The organism is Roseixanthobacter pseudopolyaromaticivorans (assembly GCF_043195145.2).
Taxonomy (GTDB): Bacteria; Pseudomonadota; Alphaproteobacteria; order Rhizobiales; family Xanthobacteraceae; genus NCEH01.
The window spans coordinates 3,093,944-3,111,589 of the sequence record NZ_CM195539.1 but is presented as its reverse complement, the minus strand read 5'-3'; the positions used below and the strand labels follow the sequence as shown (position 1 = coordinate 3,111,589).

The 17,646-nt window shown below is 67.3% G+C and carries 16 protein-coding genes and 1 tRNA gene; 11 read left to right on the top strand and 6 right to left on the bottom strand.

The annotated features are described in order from the left end of the window. Window positions 1-28 precede the first annotated feature (28 nt). The 5 genes from V5F68_RS14885 to V5F68_RS14865 all read left to right on the top strand — a co-directional run bounded on the left by V5F68_RS14885 (window position 29) and on the right by V5F68_RS14865 (window position 4,753). Window positions 29-853 (top strand): SDR family NAD(P)-dependent oxidoreductase, encoded by an 825-nt coding sequence (locus V5F68_RS14885; RefSeq protein ID WP_394013308.1) that lies wholly within the window; start codon window positions 29-31, stop codon window positions 851-853. A 122-nt stretch (window positions 854-975) separates the two neighbouring features. Beyond that, window positions 976-1,824 carry a pyridoxal kinase PdxY gene (pdxY, locus tag V5F68_RS14880; RefSeq protein ID WP_394013307.1) on the top strand — a complete coding sequence of 283 codons (849 nt, stop codon included), beginning with the start codon at window positions 976-978 and terminating at the stop codon, window positions 1,822-1,824. Between the two features lie 64 nt (window positions 1,825-1,888). Further along, on the top strand, window positions 1,889-2,785 hold the full coding sequence (locus V5F68_RS14875) for a PhzF family protein (protein WP_394013306.1): 897 nt from the start codon (window positions 1,889-1,891) through the stop codon (window positions 2,783-2,785). Between the two features lie 124 nt (window positions 2,786-2,909). Next, the gene (locus V5F68_RS14870; RefSeq protein WP_394013305.1) at window positions 2,910-4,007 is read left to right on the top strand and encodes an alkene reductase; all 1,098 of its coding nucleotides are present in this window, start codon (window positions 2,910-2,912) and stop codon (window positions 4,005-4,007) included. Further along, window positions 4,004-4,753, top strand: coding sequence for an NUDIX hydrolase (locus tag V5F68_RS14865; RefSeq protein ID WP_394013304.1), 750 nt, complete (start codon window positions 4,004-4,006; stop codon window positions 4,751-4,753). Before V5F68_RS14870 ends, V5F68_RS14865 begins: the two co-directional genes overlap by 4 nt. Window positions 4,754-4,971: 218 nt before the next feature. Here the strand turns inward: V5F68_RS14865 and V5F68_RS14860 are convergent, their stop codons facing one another. Then, a complete protein-coding gene (locus tag V5F68_RS14860) occupies window positions 4,972-5,298 on the bottom strand; it encodes a hypothetical protein (RefSeq protein WP_394013303.1) in 327 nt (108 codons plus the stop codon). 469 nt (window positions 5,299-5,767) lie between these two features. Between V5F68_RS14860 and V5F68_RS14855 the strand changes: the two genes are divergently transcribed. Beyond that, window positions 5,768-7,363 carry a 2-isopropylmalate synthase gene (locus V5F68_RS14855; protein WP_394013301.1) on the top strand — a complete coding sequence of 532 codons (1,596 nt, stop codon included), beginning with the start codon at window positions 5,768-5,770 and terminating at the stop codon, window positions 7,361-7,363. 57 nt (window positions 7,364-7,420) lie between these two features. Here the strand turns inward: V5F68_RS14855 and V5F68_RS14850 are convergent, their stop codons facing one another. Next, the gene (locus tag V5F68_RS14850; protein WP_394013299.1) at window positions 7,421-9,292 is read right to left on the bottom strand and encodes a DUF6600 domain-containing protein; all 1,872 of its coding nucleotides are present in this window, start codon (window positions 9,290-9,292) and stop codon (window positions 7,421-7,423) included. Window positions 9,293-9,583: 291 nt separating this feature from the next. On the opposite strand from V5F68_RS14850, the gene V5F68_RS14845 reads away from it, so the two are divergent. The 4 genes from V5F68_RS14845 (at window position 9,584) to V5F68_RS14830 (ending at window position 12,868) form a co-directional block, all read left to right on the top strand. Then, a complete protein-coding gene (locus tag V5F68_RS14845; protein WP_394013298.1) occupies window positions 9,584-10,564 on the top strand; it encodes a tripartite tricarboxylate transporter substrate binding protein BugD in 981 nt (326 codons plus the stop codon). 149 nt (window positions 10,565-10,713) lie between these two features. After that, a complete protein-coding gene (locus V5F68_RS14840; protein WP_394013297.1) occupies window positions 10,714-11,175 on the top strand; it encodes a tripartite tricarboxylate transporter TctB family protein in 462 nt (153 codons plus the stop codon). A 10-nt stretch (window positions 11,176-11,185) separates the two neighbouring features. Beyond that, window positions 11,186-12,685, top strand: a complete 1,500-nt coding sequence (locus V5F68_RS14835) for a tripartite tricarboxylate transporter permease (RefSeq protein ID WP_394013296.1) — start codon at window positions 11,186-11,188, stop codon at window positions 12,683-12,685. Between the two features lie 107 nt (window positions 12,686-12,792). Further along, a tRNA-Lys gene (locus V5F68_RS14830) sits at window positions 12,793-12,868 on the top strand. A gap of 120 nt (window positions 12,869-12,988) precedes the next feature. On the opposite strand, the gene V5F68_RS14825 is transcribed toward V5F68_RS14830, so the two are convergent. The 4 genes from V5F68_RS14825 to V5F68_RS14810 are packed head-to-tail and all read right to left on the bottom strand — an operon-like array spanning window position 12,989 to window position 15,230. Further along, window positions 12,989-13,489, bottom strand: coding sequence for a GNAT family N-acetyltransferase (locus V5F68_RS14825; protein ID WP_394013294.1), 501 nt, complete (start codon window positions 13,487-13,489; stop codon window positions 12,989-12,991). Window positions 13,490-13,504: 15 nt separating this feature from the next. Further along, window positions 13,505-14,065, bottom strand: a complete 561-nt coding sequence (locus V5F68_RS14820) for a phage tail protein (RefSeq protein ID WP_394013293.1) — start codon at window positions 14,063-14,065, stop codon at window positions 13,505-13,507. Window positions 14,066-14,110: 45 nt separating this feature from the next. Further along, window positions 14,111-14,647: a phage tail protein gene (locus V5F68_RS14815; protein WP_394013292.1), complete on the bottom strand. Its 537-nt coding sequence runs from the start codon at window positions 14,645-14,647 to the stop codon at window positions 14,111-14,113. Window positions 14,648-14,684: 37 nt separating this feature from the next. Then, entirely contained in the window at window positions 14,685-15,230 is a 546-nt protein-coding gene (locus V5F68_RS14810) for a phage tail protein (RefSeq protein WP_394013291.1), read from the bottom strand. A gap of 393 nt (window positions 15,231-15,623) precedes the next feature. Here V5F68_RS14810 and V5F68_RS14805 point away from each other — a divergent pair, with 393 nt between their 5' ends. Then, the gene (locus V5F68_RS14805; protein ID WP_394013290.1) at window positions 15,624-17,639 is read left to right on the top strand and encodes an acyltransferase family protein; all 2,016 of its coding nucleotides are present in this window, start codon (window positions 15,624-15,626) and stop codon (window positions 17,637-17,639) included. The last annotated feature ends 7 nt before the right edge of the window (window positions 17,640-17,646 follow it).

Here is a 17,646-nt window from a genome sequence, read left to right as displayed (position 1 = left end):
CACCGCGCCGGCGCGACAGGACATCCACATGGCCCACGATCTCCCTTCATCCCGAAATCCTCCGCCCGCCGGTGAGCCGCGCCTCGCGCTCGTGACCGGCGGCAGCGGCGGCATCGGGCTGGAGTTCGCCCGCCTGCTGGCGCGGGACGGCTTCGCCCTCATCCTGGTCGCGCGCGATGCCGCCCGCCTGGAGGATGCCGCGCGCGATTTGCGGGCCGCCGGGGCGGTGGAGGTGCAGGTCCGCGTCGCCGATCTCTCCGATTCCGCGGCAGTGAAAATGCTCGCTGCCGAAATCGCCCGAACAGAGCTGGACGTGCTGGTGAACAACGCCGGATTCGGCTCTTACGGGCCGTTCGTCGACGCCGACGTGTCCGCCATGGCGGGCATGATCGCCACCAATATCGCGGCCCTCACCGTGCTGACCCATGCAGCGCTGCCCGGCATGTTGGCGCGCGGGCAGGGGCGGATCGTCCAACTCGCCTCCACGGCCGCCTTCGCCCCGGGACCGTTCGCCGCCGTCTATGCGGCCAGCAAGGCTTATGTTCTCTCGTTTTCCGAGGCGCTGAGCGAGGAATTGAGCGAGACCCAAATCGCCGTGACGGCGCTGTGTCCCGGACCGACGCATACCGGCTTTGCGGCCCGCGCCGGCATGGGCGCGACGCGGGTGTTCCGTGGGCCGGTCGCCGATGCCCGCACGGTCGCGGAAGCCGGCTACCGCGCCATGCTGGCAGGCAAGAGAGTTGAGGTGGTGGGCTTCGCCAACCGCTTGATGACCTTCGCGGTTCGGCTCGCGCCCCGCCGTTTCATCGCGCGCGTCAGTCGCCGGGCCTATGGCCAGCCAGAGGAAAGCTGAGCCGCTCGTCCCGTGCGGTTACGGATGGATCACCGCAGCTTCTGGCGCGGATCAGCAAAATCCATTTGTGCTGCCGGCCGATGCGCGCTAACGCCGCCGCATCCTTCCGAGCGGGCGCGGCCATGAACCTCCTCTCCATTCAATCCCACGTCGCCTTCGGCCATGTGGGCAATGCCTCCGCTGTGTTTCCCCTGCAGCGCCTGGGCGTTGAGGTGTGGCCCATCCACACGGTGCAGTTCTCCAATCACACCGGATACGGAGCTTGGCGCGGGCAGGTGTTCGAGGCCGAGCTGGTGCTCGAACTGGTGGAAGGGATCGCGGAACGGGGACAACTGGGCAAATGCGATGGCGTCCTGTCCGGCTACATGGGGTCGGCCGATCTTGGCGCAGCCATCCTCGCCACTGTCGCGCGGGTGCGCGAGGCCAATCCGCAGGCCACCTATTGCTGCGATCCGGTGATCGGCGACGTGGGCCGCGGCATCTTCGTTCGGCCGGGCATTCCCGAATTCATGCGCGAGGTCGCCGTGCCCGCGGCGGATGTGATCACGCCCAACCAGTTCGAGCTGGAATGGCTGACCGGAACGACGCTCGCCACGCGCGCCGACGCGCTCGCCGCCTGCGCGCAGTTGCAGAAGAACGGCCCGCGCGTCGTGCTCGTCACCAGCCTGCACACCGGCGAGACGCCCGCCCATTCCATCGACCTGCTCGCCTGCGGCCCCGACGGGCGCTTCCTCGTGCGCACGCCCAGGCTGGACGTTTCGCTGAACGGCGCGGGGGACGCGATCGCGGCCCTGTTCTATTTCCATTGGAAGCGCAGCGGCAGCGTCGCGGTGGCGCTCGGCGCGGCCGCCTCTTCGATCTACGGCCTGTTGCGGCGGACGGATCAGGCCGGCGCGCGGGAATTATTGTTGGTTGAGGCGCAGGAAGAGTTCGTCCGGCCAAGCCACGTCTTCACGCCCGAGGCCATTTGAGGCAAAACTGTGGCTGTTGCCCCGCGAGCCGCCGTCTCGCTGCCTGCCTACCGGATGATCCGCCATGCCGCGCCGCTATGTGACGCTCGATGTTTTCACCTCGCGCCCGTTCGGCGGCAATCCGCTGGCCGTGGTTCTGGACGCCGCCGGGCTCGACGATGCGGCGATGCAGCAGATCACCCGCGAGTTCAACGTCTCCGAGACGGTATTCGTTCTGCCGCCCAAGGACCCGTCCCACCGGGCACGGGTGCGCATCTTCACTACGGCCCATGAGATGCCGTTCGCCGGCCATCCCACGGTGGGGGCGGCGGTGTTGCTCGCCCTCGAGGACAAGCTCGCCAAGGGGCAAATGCGGCTGGAGGAGCAGATCGGTACGCTGATCTGCGATGTAACGAGTGATGCCTCGGGCGCCCGCAAGGGGAGCGCCACCTTCATCGTGCCGCGCCGCAGCACGCTGGAGGACGTGGACATCTCCCGCAAGGCCTGCGCGGACGCGCTTAATCTCAGCGTCAGCGACATCGGCTTTGATGCGCATCGCCCGGTGGTGGCGTCCGCCGGGGTGCCGTTCCTGTTCGTGCCGCTGGCCGATCTGACCGCGCTCGCCCGCGCCCGCCCGGACGAGGCGGCCTTCATCCGCAATCTCGGCTCGTACGGCGAGGCGCTCTATCTCTATACGCTGGACGAAGAGGGCGATGCGGACTTCCGCGCCCGCATGTTCTCGCCCGGCCTCGGCACGGAGGAGGACCCGGCCACCGGTGCCGCCGCCGCCGCTTTTCCGGCGGTGCTTCTGGATGCCGAGGCGCGGGTGGAGGGCAATCACAAGGTCCGCATCGACCAGGGCTTCGAGATGGGGCGGCCGAGCCGGATCAATCTCGGCTTCACGGTGAAGGGCGGGCATGTGGTGGAGGCGACCATCGGCGGCAATGCGGTGGTGGTGGCCGAGGGCGTGCTTCACCTTTGAAGGGCTTCCCCAGCGGCATATGGCGAAAAAGTGTTCGTCAGCCCCTTGGTTGCGGTCGTTGTAGATTTATCTGTGTTGCATCGCACCATTGCCGGCCGCAGGCCGCAAACCAAAGGTTGTCCCCATGAGCGACGCGAAAGCCACGCTGTTCGATAGCTATCGCCTCGGCGATCTGACCCTGCCCAACCGCATCGTCATGGCGCCCCTGACCCGCAACCGGGCGCTTCCCGGCTTCGTACCCGGCCCGCTGACGGTGGAATATTACACCCAGCGCGCCTCCGCCGGTCTGATCATCACCGAGGCCACGCAGATTTCCCAGCAGGGCCAGGGCTATCAGGACACTCCGGGCATCTACACCGCCGAGCAGGTCGCCGGCTGGAAGAAAGTGACGGACGCGGTCCATGCCAAGGGCGGGCGGATCGTGATCCAGCTCTGGCATGTGGGCCGGGTCTCCCATGTCTCGTTGCAGCCCAACGGTGGCGCGCCGGTGGCGCCTTCCGCCATCACGGCGAAGACCAAGACCTTCGTGAACAACACGTTTGCCGAGACCTCCGAGCCGCGCGCCCTGGAGCTGGCTGAGATCCCCGGCATAATCGCCGATTATCGCCGCGCCGCCGCCAATGCCATCGCCGCCGGCTTCGACGGGGTCGAGATCCACGCCGCCAACGGGTATCTGCTGGACCAGTTCCTGCGGGACGGCGCCAACAAGCGCACCGACAGCTATGGCGGCTCGATCGAGAACCGCGCCCGCCTGCTGCTGGAAGTGACGGCGGCGATCATCGACGAGATCGGCGCCAAGCGCACCGGCCTGCGCATCTCGCCGGTGACCCCCGCGAACGATCTGACCGACAGCAATCCCCAGGCCCTGTTCAACTATGCGGTGGAAGAGCTGGAGAAGCTGAAGCCGGTCTATATCCACGTGGTGGAAGGCGCCACCGGCGGCCCGCGCGACGTCGATCCGAGCTTCGATTTCGAGCAGCTGCGCGCCCGCTATTCCGGCGCCTGGATGACCAACAACGGCTATGACCTCGCGCTCGCCGAAAAGGTGCTTGCGGAAGGCAAGGCGGACCTGATCGCCTTCGGCCGTCCGTTCATCTCCAACCCGGATCTGGTGGAGCGCCTGCGCACCGGCGCGCCGCTGAACGAGCTGAAGCGTGAGACGCTCTATGGCGGCGGCGCCGAGGGCTATACCGACTATCCGGCCCTGGAAGCGGTGGCGTGAGCGCCGGCTCGGAGGCGGGTGGGGCGGCGCTCCCGGTCGCGGATCGCACGTTCGGCAAAGTGCTGCCGTTCACCGGCTTCGATCTTCGGATGGAAGCCGGGATCTGGACCGAGGCGGAGGCCCACCGCTCCGAGATCGAGGCCGAGTTCGCCGTCCAACTCGCGGCCAATCCCCATTTATGGAACGGCCGCATCCTGGTGCTGCGGGAGTTCGCCCTCACGGGCGGGCTCCTGCGGGGCCATTTCCTGGAGACCGACTTCGCCACGCTGCTGTGGTGGCGGGCGCGCGACTGGCCGGAGCTTGGGGCCTGGAACGCCTTCGCCTTGTGCGGCCTCCAGGGCAATGACGGGGCGTTCGTGCTCGGTGAAATGGGCGCGCGCACCGCGAATTCGGGGCGGGTGTTTTTTCCCGGCGGCACGCCCGATCTGAACGACGTCACGCCCGACGGGCGGGTGGACCTGGAACAGTCCGCCTTGCGCGAGTTGCGGGAGGAAACCGGGCTCGATCCCGCACTGATCCACGCCGACGGCGGCTGGAGCCTGGTGTTCGACGGGGCGCGGCTGGCGCTGGTGCATCGCCTGGTGTTCGACATGCCGGGCGAGGAACTCGCCGCGCGCATCCGCGATTTCATCGCGCGGGAGGCCGATCCGGAACTTTCCGATGCGGTGGTGATCCGCGATCGGACCCAGATCTCGGACAAGGTTACGTCCTTCGCCGCGTCCTATCTGCGCCATCATCTGCCCTGAGGCATTGGGCCGGAGAAGGCCGAGCGGGCCGAGAGTCTCCAAAATGTTTCACGTGAAACAATGGCTTAGCGCAGACGAACATCGGTTTGCTGAGGCTTCTCCGTGCTTTTTCGGCGGTTTCCGGCGGAAGAAACCGGCTGTTCGGCCCAACGTTCGGGCCAACGTTCGGCGCGCATGAATCCGGCCCGCGCCGCGGCCCCGGCCGCGTTGGTTAATCCCTAGGGATAGCCGTAGCGGGCGCGGATGGCGGCGAGCTGGCTGCGCGATTCGCTATCCTTGCCGGCGGCGCAGGTGGCCTTGGGAGTCGCGAGGTCGGCCGAGATCCGCTTGAAGACGCTCTGGTTGAGATTGCCGCTCGCGGCGTCCGCGTCCACCACCTTCATGAAATTCGCCAGGGCCGAGGTGCAGCTCGCCGCGCCGGCCGTCGAATCGGCGGCTCCCGCGGGGGCGGCCGATGCCAGCGACGGCGCGGGCGGGGAGGAGGTGGTGGTGCAGGCGGAAAGCAGCAGCGCCGCGAGGGCGCAGGCGGACAGGCGAGCCTTCATGGCATACTCCCGTTCAGGAATGCGAAGGGTGGCGCCTCGCGCGGTTCGGAGCAAGGGGCAGGGCGAGAGTTGCGGCGACGCCGGACCCCGGGCGCGTGCGGTTCCGAGGCGGCTGTGCGGGCCGGCGCGCAGGAAACGGCGGCGGTGGTGAGTCGCCTCCTTGTGCGGCCGGCGCAATTCGTCTATCAGGGCCGCTAGAGAGCCATTGAGTGAGCGAGCCGCGAACCGTGTCGTCACATCGGACGAACTGCGCAGGTCCCTCCTCCCGCACCCCCTGGGTTGCGGGAAACGCTCTCATTCTGCGCGCGCTCCTTCTCCTTAGCCGCCCCTGAGGGCCGGCCGGGCGCTGCGCGCCTGGGCACTCAGGGGATCGGATCTGAACGAGACATCAGCGCAATTGCGGCCCGCCCTCCCTTAAGACGCCAGATGCGCGCGGGAGACCGGCCGAGACCCGAGAAGGACCGAGCCAATGACCGCTCATCACGAGACCGCCGCTCATCACGAGACGCCCGCCGCCACCGCTTCCGACAAGGACCGCGTGGTCATCTTCGACACCACCCTGCGCGACGGCGAGCAATGCCCCGGCGCCTCCATGACCTTGGAGGAGAAGCTGCAGGTGGCGGAATTGCTGGATGAAATGGGCGTCGATATCATCGAGGCCGGCTTCCCCATCGCCTCCATCGGCGATTTCGAATCGGTGGCCGAGATCGCCCGCCGCTCCAAGCGCGCCGTGATCGCCGGCCTCGCCCGCGCCATTCCCGGCGATATCGCCCGCGCCGGCGAAGCGGTGCGCCATGCCCGCCGCGGCCGCATCCACACCTTCGTCTCCACCTCGCCGATCCATCTGGAGCACCAGATGCGCAAGACGCAGGAGGAGGTGCTGGAGATCATCACCGCCACCGTCGCCCAGGCGCGCAACCTGGTGGAGGATGTGGAATGGTCCGCCATGGACGCCACCCGCACGCCGCTGGATTATCTGGCCCGCTGCGTGGAAGCCGCCATCAAGGCCGGCGCCACCACCATCAATCTGCCCGACACCGTGGGCTACGCCACGCCGGACGAATATCGCACCATGTTCCGCACCATGCGGGAGAAAGTGCCGAACGCGGACAAGGCGATCTTCTCCGTGCATTGCCACAATGATTTGGGTCTGGCGGTGGCGAATTCGCTGGCCGGCCTGGAAGGCGGCGCGCGGCAGATCGAATGCACCGTCAACGGCATCGGCGAGCGCGCCGGCAATGCCGCTTTGGAAGAAGTGGTGATGGCTCTGACCGTACGGCGCGACGTGTTGCCCTATACCACGGGCGTACAGTCGCAATTGCTCACCCGCGCCTCCAAGCTGGTCTCGGGCGTCACCTCGTTCCCGGTGCAGTACAACAAGGCCATCGTCGGGCGGAACGCTTTCTCCCACGAGAGCGGCATCCACCAGGACGGCATGCTGAAGCACAACCAGACCTACGAGATCATGACCCCCGAGAGCGTGGGCGTCACCAAGACCTCGCTGGTCATGGGCAAGCATTCCGGCCGCGCCGCCTTCCGCGACAAGCTGAAGACCCTGGGCTACGAACTGGGCGAGAACGCCCTGAACGACGCCTTCACCCGCTTCAAGGATCTCGCCGACCGCAAGAAGGTGGTCTATGACGAGGACATCGAGGCCCTGGTGGATCGCGGCATCGCCGCCGCTTATGACCGCACCAAGCTGATCTCGCTCTCCGTCATCGCCGGCACCCACGGCCCGCAGCGCGCCACCATGAAGCTGGAGGTGGACGGCCACGTGTTCACCGAGGAAGCCGAGGGCAACGGCCCGGTGGATGCCACCTTCAACGCCATCAAGGCGCTGGTGCCCCATCATGCCAAGCTGGAGCTGTACCAGGTGCATGCGGTGACCGAGGGCACCGACGCGCAGGCGGAAGTCTCCGTGCGGCTGGAGGAAGACGGCAAGGTGGTCACGGCGCGTGCTGCCGATCCCGACACCTTGGTCGCCTCGGCGCAGGCCTATATCACCGCGCTGAACAAGCTGGCCGTGAAGCGCAACAGCGTGAACGCACAGGCCGCCGTGGGCTGATCGCGCCGCTTCAGGGTTTGGAAAAGAGAAGGGCCGGGCAATTTGCCCGGCCCTTTTTCATTTGCCGTCCTTGTCGCCACCCGGACCGGCGGGACCACCGGGGCCTCCCGGTCCGGCCGCGCCCGGCGGGGGGCCTGCGGGCCGCTCGGCCTGCGGCGGCTTTGCGGCCGGGCGTTCGGGAGGCCGTTCCGCCTGCGGCGGGCGCTGGACGGCGGGCGGAGCCGCCGGACGCTCAGCCTGGGGCGGACGTTCCGCCTGCGGAGGCCGCTCGGCCTGCGGGGGACGCTCGGGCGCCGCGGGGCGTTCACGCTGCGGTTCCGGGCGCGCGGCGGCGGGCGGCGGGGCCGGCCGTTCGGGTGCGGCTTCGCGTTCCTTCTGTACCGGACGCTCGGGTTCGCTGCGCTGGGGCGGCGGCGGAGCCGCCTTTTCCGCAGGCGCGGCACGTTCGGCCGGCGGGGCGCGATCCGGCGCCCGCTCGGGCGGACCCTTACGCTCTTCCGGCGCACCGGTGCGCTCGCTCGGCGTCTTCGGCGCGTCGGGCCGAGGGGCATCCGGGCGGGGCGCGCCGGGCGGGGGCGTTTCGGGACGAGCGGCGCCCGGCGGCGGAGCCGGGGGTGCGCCCTGGACCGCCGGGGCGGGACCGGCCGGGGGACGGGGATTCGGCACCTCGGGCTTCGGGGCCTCGGGGCCGGTCGTCTGGGCCGGCGTCGCCGCAGGCGTTCCGGCGGGCACTGTGGCGGGCAGGGCGTCCGGCCGTTCGCGCTGCAGCTTCTGGATCACCTGGTCGGCGCGCTGCTGGCGCTGCTGGAACACGTTCCGCTGGGTCTGCTCGCGCTGCTGGATGGCGCGGGTGCGCTCCTGCTCGAACGCCTTCGCGTTGCGGTCGGCCTCCGACCAGCGCTGCTCCAACTGGCCGCGCTCGGACTGGCGGAACCGCTGGAGATCGCGCTGATAGGCCTGCTGGTCGCCGCCCCAGCGCGCCGTGCGCAATTCCTGCCGCTGCTGCACCCCCAGCACCGCCAGCAAGGCGGCGGAGGGGGCGGAAAGGCCGCGTCCGTCGGTGCGCACATATTGGTTGATGACCACCCGGCGGTCGGGCGCAAGCTCGCGGCTGTAGCGCGGCGGCGCCACCACGGGCCCGCGCGCCACGAATGGACGGTAGACGCCGATATAGGTGCCGTTCGGCGCGACGAATTCCTCGTTGTAGCGGTCCACATAGACCATCTGGCGCGTCACCACCGGGGTCGCGGACACGCGGGAGATCTCCTGTTCCTCCACGAAGCGGGTCATCACCGCGCCGTCGCGATAGACCGGGTCATATTCGTGCGGATCGCTCTCGAGCCAGGGGCCGATCTCCGAAACGGGCTCCACCCGCACCGCGAGATCCGGGGCGGAGACATACCGGTCCTCCACCACCACCCAGCTCTCCGCGACCGGCACCTCATAGCGCTTGGGCGCGCCATAGGCGAAGCCGCGAGCGTCGGGCGCGATGGGCGCCCAGCCGGTGCGCTCGCCGCCGCGCCGCCATTTCACCCAGGCCGGCGCCCAGGTATCGCCCGGCACCCAGAACCAGCCGTATTCCGGCTCATAGCTCCAGCGGCCGTAATGATAGGTCGCCCAGGCGAAAGGCTCGCCCGATTCCCAATACCAGCCGGCATCGGTCCAGATCCAGCGGCCTTCCTGATACGGGCGCCACGAGGCATCGAGGCCGGACGGCACCCACACATAATCATATTCGGGATGCGCCACCCATGTGCCGTGCTCGGCCAGGGGGGCATAGAACACATCGATGTTCACGCGCTCCTGCGCACCGCCGGACGGCTGCTGGGCTGGCGCCCCGCTCTGGGCCCATGCGGCGGTGGCCGGACCCTGGATGAGGAAGCTCACCGCAAGGCCGGCAATCAAAAGCGGGCGAGAAATCTCGGTCATTCACATGCGCTCCGTTGCACCGAGCATAACCGCTGCGGCGCGCGCAAGTTCCCGTGTCCAAAATAGAAAAATAAGGCAAATCATAGACTTATTGGCGGCGCCCTGGTCTTGATGCGCCATTTTCGACAAAATTCCGATAGTGGTGCAGTGCAAACGGATGCTCCTCTGGGGAAGCTTGAAAAAAATAAGAGTAAAGTCCGGCTTGACTGGACCCCCGCCGACCTTCTTCAACGTAAGCAGGGGAATGTTCTCGCAAATCATAAAACCCCCGCCGCTTTCATGGAGGACCCTATGCGAATGAAGCACGCACTCGTGGCCGCAGCCGCCGTCCTTGGCCTGGCCGTGAGCCCGGCCGGCGCGCAGCCGGCGTATCCCAGCCGCCCCATCACCATGGTCGTGCCCTTCTCCGCCGGCGGACCCACCGATACGGTCGCGCGTCTCGTCGCAGAATCCATGTCGAAGACGCTGGGCCAGCAGATCATCGTCGAGAACGTGGGCGGCGCGGGCGGCACGCGCGGCGCCGGGCAGGTGGCGAAGGCCAATCCGGACGGCTACACGGTGCTGCTGCACCATATCGGCCAGGCGACCTCGGCCTCGCTGTATCGCAAGCTGCCCTACAACGTGCTGACTGATTTCGAGGATGTCGGCCTCGTCACCGCCGTGCCCATGACGCTGATCGCCAAGCCCGGCTTCGAGCCGAAGACGATCACCGACGTGATCGACTATGTGAAGAAGAACAAGGATCGCGTCACCTACGGCAACGCCGGCGTGGGCGCGGCCTCGCACCTGTGCGGCATGCTCTTCATGTCGGCCATCGGCACCCAGATGACCACCGTTCCCTACCAGGGCACGGGCCCGGCCATGAACGATCTGGTCGGCGGCCAGATCGATCTCCTGTGCGACCAGACCACCAACACCACTGGCCAGATCAAGGGCGGCAAGGTGAAGGCCTATGCCGTGACCACCAAGGACCGGGTGAAGTCGCTGCCCGACCTGCCCACCATGCAGGAGAGCGGGCTGAAGGACTTCGAAGTGGCCGTGTGGCACGGCGTCTATGTGCCGAAGGGCACGCCGAAGGAGATCGTGGACAAGCTCAACGCCGCGCTCAACGTGGCGCTGGACGATCCCAAGGTGATTGCCCGCTTCGCCGATCTCGGCACCGAGCCGGAGCCCAAGGATCGCCGCAGCCCGGCGTTCCACAAGCAGTTCCTCGCGTCCGAAGTCGCCAAGTGGAAGCCGGTGATCGAGGCCGCCGGCGTCTACGCCGACTGATCGCCCACGGGCCGCGCGGCGCGCGTGCCGATGCCGCAGGAAAAGGACGTCCGGGGGGCGGTGGCCCGCCGGACGTCGCCCTCATGACAGATGAATGCCGCGGCGCCGCCGGGTGGGGCGACCGTCAATAAATAGGGGGGATGGGGTCGATGGGATTCATCCGCAGTCCGAAGGACGTATTGTCCGGCCTGTTGTTCATCGTGATTGCGGTGGTCTTCGGCTTGCAGACGCAGCAATTGGCCATGGGCACCGCCGTGCGCATGGGGCCGGGCTATTTCCCGCTCCTGCTCTCCGTGCTGCTGGGCGTGTTCGGCCTGATCGTGCTGATCAACGGCCTGCGCTTCGACGGCGATCGCACCACCTCCATCGCCTGGCGCGGCTTGATCCTGCTGACACTGTGCACGGTGTTCTTCGGCGCCGCCATCCATCCGCTCGGCTTCCTGCCCACGCTCGCCATCACCGTGTTTCTCTCGGCCATGGCGAGCCATAAGTTTCGCCTCACGACGGCGCTCGCCATCACGGTGGTGATGGTGGTGTTCTGCTGGGCGGTGTTCATCCTCGGCCTCGGCCTTCCTTTGTCCCTGCTCGGCCCTTGGCTGGGCGGCTATTGAGGAGCGCGCCGTGGAACTCATCGACAATCTCGGCCTCGGCTTTTCCGTCGCGCTCTCGTTTCAGAACCTGTTCTATTGCTTCGTCGGCGTGCTGCTGGGCACGCTGATCGGCGTGCTGCCGGGCCTCGGCCCGATCGCCACCATCGCCATGCTGCTGCCGATCACATTCGGCCTGCCACCGGTCTCCGCCCTCATCATGCTCGCCGGCATCTATTACGGTGCGCAGTACGGCGGCTCGACCACCGCGATCCTCATTAATCTGCCGGGGGAATCCTCCTCGGTGGTGACAGCCATCGACGGCCACCAGATGGCGCGCCAGGGCCGGGCGGGGGCGGCGCTCGCCACCGCCGCGCTCGGCTCCTTCTTCGCCGGCACGGTCGCCACCTTCCTGCTCGCGGTGTTCGCCCCGCCGCTCGCCGAGCTGGCCCTGAAGTTCGGCCCGCCGGAATATTTCTCGCTGATGGTGCTCGGCCTCGTTGCCTCGGTCACGCTCGCATCCGGCTCGGTGGTGAAGGCGTTGGCGATGATCGTGCTTGGCCTGCTGCTGGGCCTCGCCGGACAGGACATCTACACCGGCGTGCCGCGCTTTGACTTCAACGTGCCGGATCTCGCCGACGGGTTCGATTTCGTGGCGCTGGCCATGGGCATGTTCGGGCTCGGCGAGATCATCCGCAATCTGGAGGACGAATCCCAGCGCAGCCTCGTCGCCGCCAAGGTGAAGAGCCTGATGCTGACCAAGGACGAGTTCAAGGCGATCATCGCGCCGGTGATTCGCGGCACCATCCTCGGGTCGTTCCTGGGCATCCTGCCGGGCGGCGGCGCCATGCTCTCGTCCTTCGCCTCCTATTCGGTGGAGAAGAAGATCTCCAAAACCCCCGGCCGCTTCGGCAAGGGCGCCATCGAGGGCGTGGCGGGCCCTGAAAGCGCCAACAATGCCGGCGCGCAGACCTCCTTCATCCCCATGCTGACCCTCGGCATTCCCTCGAACCCGGTCATGGCGCTGATGATCGGCGCGCTGATCATCCAGGGCATCACGCCGGGGCCGAACGTGGTGACGGAAAAGCCGGATCTGTTCTGGGGCGTCATCGCCTCCATGTGGATCGGCAATTTCATGCTGGTGCTGCTGAACCTGCCGCTGATCGGCATCTGGGTGCGGCTGCTCACCGTGCCGTACCACATCCTGTTTCCGGCCATCGTCGCCTTCTGCTGCATCGGCGTCTACAGCGTGAACAACAACACGTTCGACGTCTACACCATGGCCATGTTCGGGGTGCTGGGCTACGTGCTGGTGAAGCTGGATTGCGAGCCGGCGCCGCTGCTGCTGGGCTTCGTCATCGGGCCCATGCTGGAAGAATACCTGCGCCGCGCCATGTTGATTTCGCGCGGCGACGCGACCGTGTTCGTCACCCGCCCGATCTCCGCCATCCTGCTGTTCCTGGCGGCCGCCGCGCTGGTGGTGGTGCTGCTGCCCTCGGTGCAGAAGACCCGCGAGGAAGCCTTCAAGGAATGAGAAAAACGCCGCCCGAAAAAGGGCGGCGTTTTCCACAGGTCGCGCTGGACAGGACAAAACAGCTCTGCTACACGACCACCTCCCGACGAGGACACGTCTTCGCGGCGGGGCGCATAGCTCAGTTGGTAGAGCAGCTGACTCTTAATCAGCGGGTCCTAGGTTCGAGCCCTAGTGCGCCCACCATCTCATCCCCAGACATCGGCGGATAGTGGTGTTCCAAGGTAAGGCCGGCCTTTGTGCGGCGGTCTTCTTCCTTCGATTATTTGTCGCGCGGCCCCACGCACCTTTGCGCGTCGCGCGTGCTCAGGGCTCGGCCCGCCAGACCATCTTCTGATAGACGCCGTCGCCGGGATCGACCGCTTGAAATCCGAGCCGCTGGTAGAGCCGGGAGGCCGGGTTGCCGATGGCCACATGCAGGCTCACCGTGCAGCCCGCGTCCGCCGCCTGCGCGCAGATTGCGCGCAGCAGCGCCGCGCCGAGCCCGGAATTGCGGCTGCGCGGTTCCAGCGCGATGTCCACCACGCGCAGGTCGTGGGCGCCGGCGTGCAGATGCAGCAGGCCGACGGGACGCGCTTCCCGTTCGATGATAAGCCGCACGGCGCCCGGATAGTGGGTCGCGTAATGGTGCTGCTGAAGCCGGTACTGATCGGCGAGGAACGCGCGCAATTGCGCCTCCGGCCAGCCGGCGGCGGCCAGCGTGTCGCGCCGGGTGTCGATGAACAGGTCTTCCAGGAAGCCCCGGTCTTCCGCACGCACGGCCCGCTGCTGCACGCCGGGCGGCGGAGAGAATGTGACGGCGGTCACGGGAGGCACGCCGGCTCAGTCCGGAACCGGATACTCGCCGTCGTTGCAGATGCAGAAGATGAAGGAAAGCACCGGCTGCACATTGCCATGGGCCGTGCCGCCGCCGACCCGAGAAATGGTGCCGAAGTCGAGCGTGGTGTCGGGATTGGCGGGCGTCTGCAGCGCGGGCCAATTGGTGCTGCCGCTGGTCGTCGGCAATGTGACGGCGGCGGGATAGCTGGTGCTGCTCGGCCCTGCGGTCTTGTTGGTGATGCTGCCGGACACGTTCACCCGGTGCGTCAGGTGATTGTGGGCCGGCATCTGCGTCTCGTTGAGCGTGACAATGGGCGTGCCCGCCCGCGTGCCACGCTGAAAGACCTGGCTGGCGCCGGGGGATACGCCGGTGCAGACGGCGGCGCTGCCGCGCAGATCCGGAAGGCGGAAATCGTTCCTCCCATCGCCGCCATAAGCGTTGCCGATGACAGTGAACAGCGCCTGGTACGCGTGCACCTGCAGCAATTGACCATCGCAGGCCATCCAGTTCTGCGGCACGAAGCTTGTTGCAAAAATGCGGACTTCACCAATATATCCGTCCATGTCGTCGCTCCCGATCTCGAATTTTCGACGAAGCTTTGAGTGTTTTTAGTTCGACGGAAAGATCCCGCGCAAAGCGATGATGTAATTGATGCCGAGGCTCGGCATGAGATTGGAATGCGGCGCGCTGTTGCCGGTGACGGAAATCGCGACGGTGGCGAAATCGTCATCGGTGGTCGTGCCGCCCGCCGGCGGGTTGGTATAGGCCACGAAGGGGGACGGAATGGTCGCGAAGGTCATGTCAGTGGCCGGCGAGCGGCTTGTTCCCGGCCCGGTGCTGGCTTGCAGCGGGTGGTTGTGGCTCGGCATCGCCGCCTGCGTGAGCGTCACGGTTTCGCTGCCGACGGTCTGCGCCAGCGCATAAGTGGCGAGGTTTGGCGCGTGGCCCGTGCCGAGCGGGACGCGGCCGCTCAGTTTGGGCAGCGCGAAATTGGTCCTGCCGTCCCCGCCATAGAGTGTGCCGAGCAGGGCATAGAGCGCCTCGTTTCCGCCGATCGGAAGTGTCGTCCCATCGCAGAAATGCCAGCCACCGGGCGGGTTGATGCCGGCGAACATGCGGATCTCGCCGATATAATATTCAGCCATGCTTCTATCCCTTCATTGAAGAACACATCACGGCGGGTCAGTTGTGCGGGGGATACAGACCCGCGGTCGCGATGCAGAGATTGAGCGCGAGCGAGGGCTGAATGTTCACGTGGGGGCCGCCGCCGCCCGCGGCGCGAATCGTATCGGCCTTCACGGGGGTGAGCTGCGTCGCCGGGCCGTAATAATTGGCCTCGGGCAGGGCTGGATCGACCTGGGAGACCTTGGCGAACACCGCGTTGTTCGGTGCGCTCACCGTGCCCTGCTGCGTGGAGACGCAATAGAGATGGGTGTGCATCGGCAGCTCGCTGAGCGTGAGCGTGACAGTTTCAGTCCCCAAGGTCTGGTTGAGCAGGATGGTGATACGGTCCGCCTGGGACTGGGCGTTAACATGCACGGGCACCCGGCCGCGCAGGTCCGGCAGGGCGAAGGTGGTGCGGCCGTCACCGCCGAACCGGTTGCTCAGCAGCGTGAACAGCGCCTGGTACTGCTGCACCTGCAGCACCTGGCCTTCGCACTTGGCCCATCCGGTCGGGATTTGGCCGTAGGGGAAAATGCGGATTTCACCCAGATAATAATCGCTCATCGGCGCCTCCGGCGAAATGTTCTTGTTGCGGTGTTTGCAACTTTAGAGGGTATTTTGCGGGAAGAGCAACTATTTTTAGTTGTGCATCGGCGTTTTACAACTGACGCAGCCGGCGCGGTTGCATCCCTCCTCCGCGCCGCGTGCGGCAGGCGCGTTCCGCCCGCCGGGGCGGGCCGAAAAACGCGCCGTTGAGACTGGCGACGTGAGCGAGCGTTTCGGGATTTAAAAGCCGGGGGCGATGCGCCGGCCGATGCCCCGGTCGCCTTAAGTCAAGAGCGGCACGGCATCCCGTTACAGCCCATGGGATGCGGCCGCGCGAGGGGAGGTGCCGCTATTGTGCGGCGGGCGCGCGGGGGATAAAAGACCCCCTCGGCGTTCCGCGGGTTGCCCTTCATGATTCAGTATAGGGCCGATATCGACGGCATAAGGGCGATCGCGGTTTCCCTTGTCCTTGTGTTTCACGCCGGTTTTTCGTTTCTTCCGGGCGGATTTATTGGCGTTGACGTGTTTTTCGTCATCTCCGGCTACCTGATCACGGACAATCTGCTCCAGGCGATGCGCGCCGGGTCGTTTTCGCTGCTGGATTTCTACGATCGGCGGGTGCGCCGCATTCTGCCGGCCTTGCTGGTGGTGATCGCCGCGACGCTGGGCGCGGGCTTCCTCATCCTCACGCCGGGTGCCTATGCGGTGCTCGGGCGCAGCGCGGCTTTCGCGGCGCTCGGCATCTCCAATTTCTTCTTCTTCCGCAACACCGGCTATTTCGACGGCGCCGCCGAGGCCATGCCGCTGCTCCACACCTGGTCGCTGGCGGTGGAGGAGCAATTCTACCTCGCCTGGCCGCTGGTGCTTTATGGCGCCTATCGCGGCGCGCGGCGCTGGCCGCGCCTGTTGCCGCTGGTGGTCGCGCTGGTGGTGGGCCTCAGCTTCGCGCTCGCCGTGCAGAAGGTGGCGGAAGGGGCGAAAAGCGCGTTTTACCTGCCCCTCGGCCGCGCCTGGGAACTGGCACTGGGCGGCGCGCTGGTGCTGGCGCGCGATCGTCTGGCGCGGCTGCCGGCCGTGCTGTCGCAGGGGTTGAAGCTGGCGGGCCTCGGCCTCATCGTCGCGCCGGCCTTGCTGCTCACCCCCGCGAGCCCGTTTCCCGGCCTCAACGCCTTGTCGCCGGTGCTCGGCGCGGCACTGCTTCTCATGCCGACCCCGGCGCCCACCCTCGGCGCGCGGCTGCTCGCGCTCCGGCCGCTGCCCTTCATCGGCCGCATCTCCTATTCGCTCTATCTCTGGCACTGGCCGGTCATCGTGTTCGCGCGCCAATATAAGAACGGCGACCCGCTGAGCACGGGGGAAGCGCTCGCGGCCCTCGCGGCGTCCGTGCTGCTGGCGTGGCTTTCCTGGCGGTTCGTCGAGCAGCCGTTCCGCGTGCGCCGGTTTCGTCCGCGCGCCGTGGTGCTGGCGGGCAGCGCCGCTGGCCTGCTGATGGCCGCGCTCAGCTTCGGCATCTATCTGGCCGACGGCATTTCCGGCCGCGTCTCCACGCAGCTGGAGGAATTGGGCTCGCTCACCCGCATGTGGGGGTGGGAGTGTCCGCAGCACGTCTCGCTGGACGGCGGCCCAAGCGTGTGCGTGGCCGGCGCCGATTGGGCGAGCGCGAAAACGCGCGGCGTGATCTGGGGCGACAGCCATGCGGAGCATCTCATGCATCTGCTGGACGTGGCCGGGCGCAAGACCGATACGGCGGTCGCGCTGCTGCGCATCTGCCCCGCGATCTTCTCCGAGGACGGGCTGCGCCGCAAACCGGTGGGCCTGCCGCCCGAATGCGAGCGCACTTATCGCGCCACCCTCGCCATGCTGAAGGCGAATCCGCAGATCAACCTGGTGATCCTCGCCTCCGCCTGGGGCTTCATGCCGGATGCGGTCTATCGCAAGGAAGGGGACGAGACGAGCCATGACGAGGGGCTGCGCCTGATGCGGGAAGCCTTCCTCGATCTGATGCCGCGCCTCGCGTCGCCGGGCCGCAGGATCGTTCTGTTCGCCGACATTCCCCATTGGGCGAGCGATCCGTTGCCCTGCGTCGCTGCCCATGACGGTTCGCTGATGCGCGCGACCTGCCGGCGCGAGGTGGGGCGCCTCACCTCCGCCGAGTTCGGCCCCGACCAGACCGACGTGAACGCGATGTTCCGCACCCTGCGCGGCGTGCGGGAGGATGTCGTGGTGGCCGTGCCGGCGGACAAGATGTGCGACCGCATGGGGTGCATGGCCCGCTTCGACGGGCAGTTCTTGTATTTCGACCGCGATCATTTCCGCCGCAACATTCCGGTGGCGACGCGCGAGCGGTTCGCCGATCTGCTCGGGCTGCCGGCCTTGATCGATGTGGCCGGCGCCGGGGACAAAGCGGCGGTGCGCGCCGGCGAATGAGTCTTGG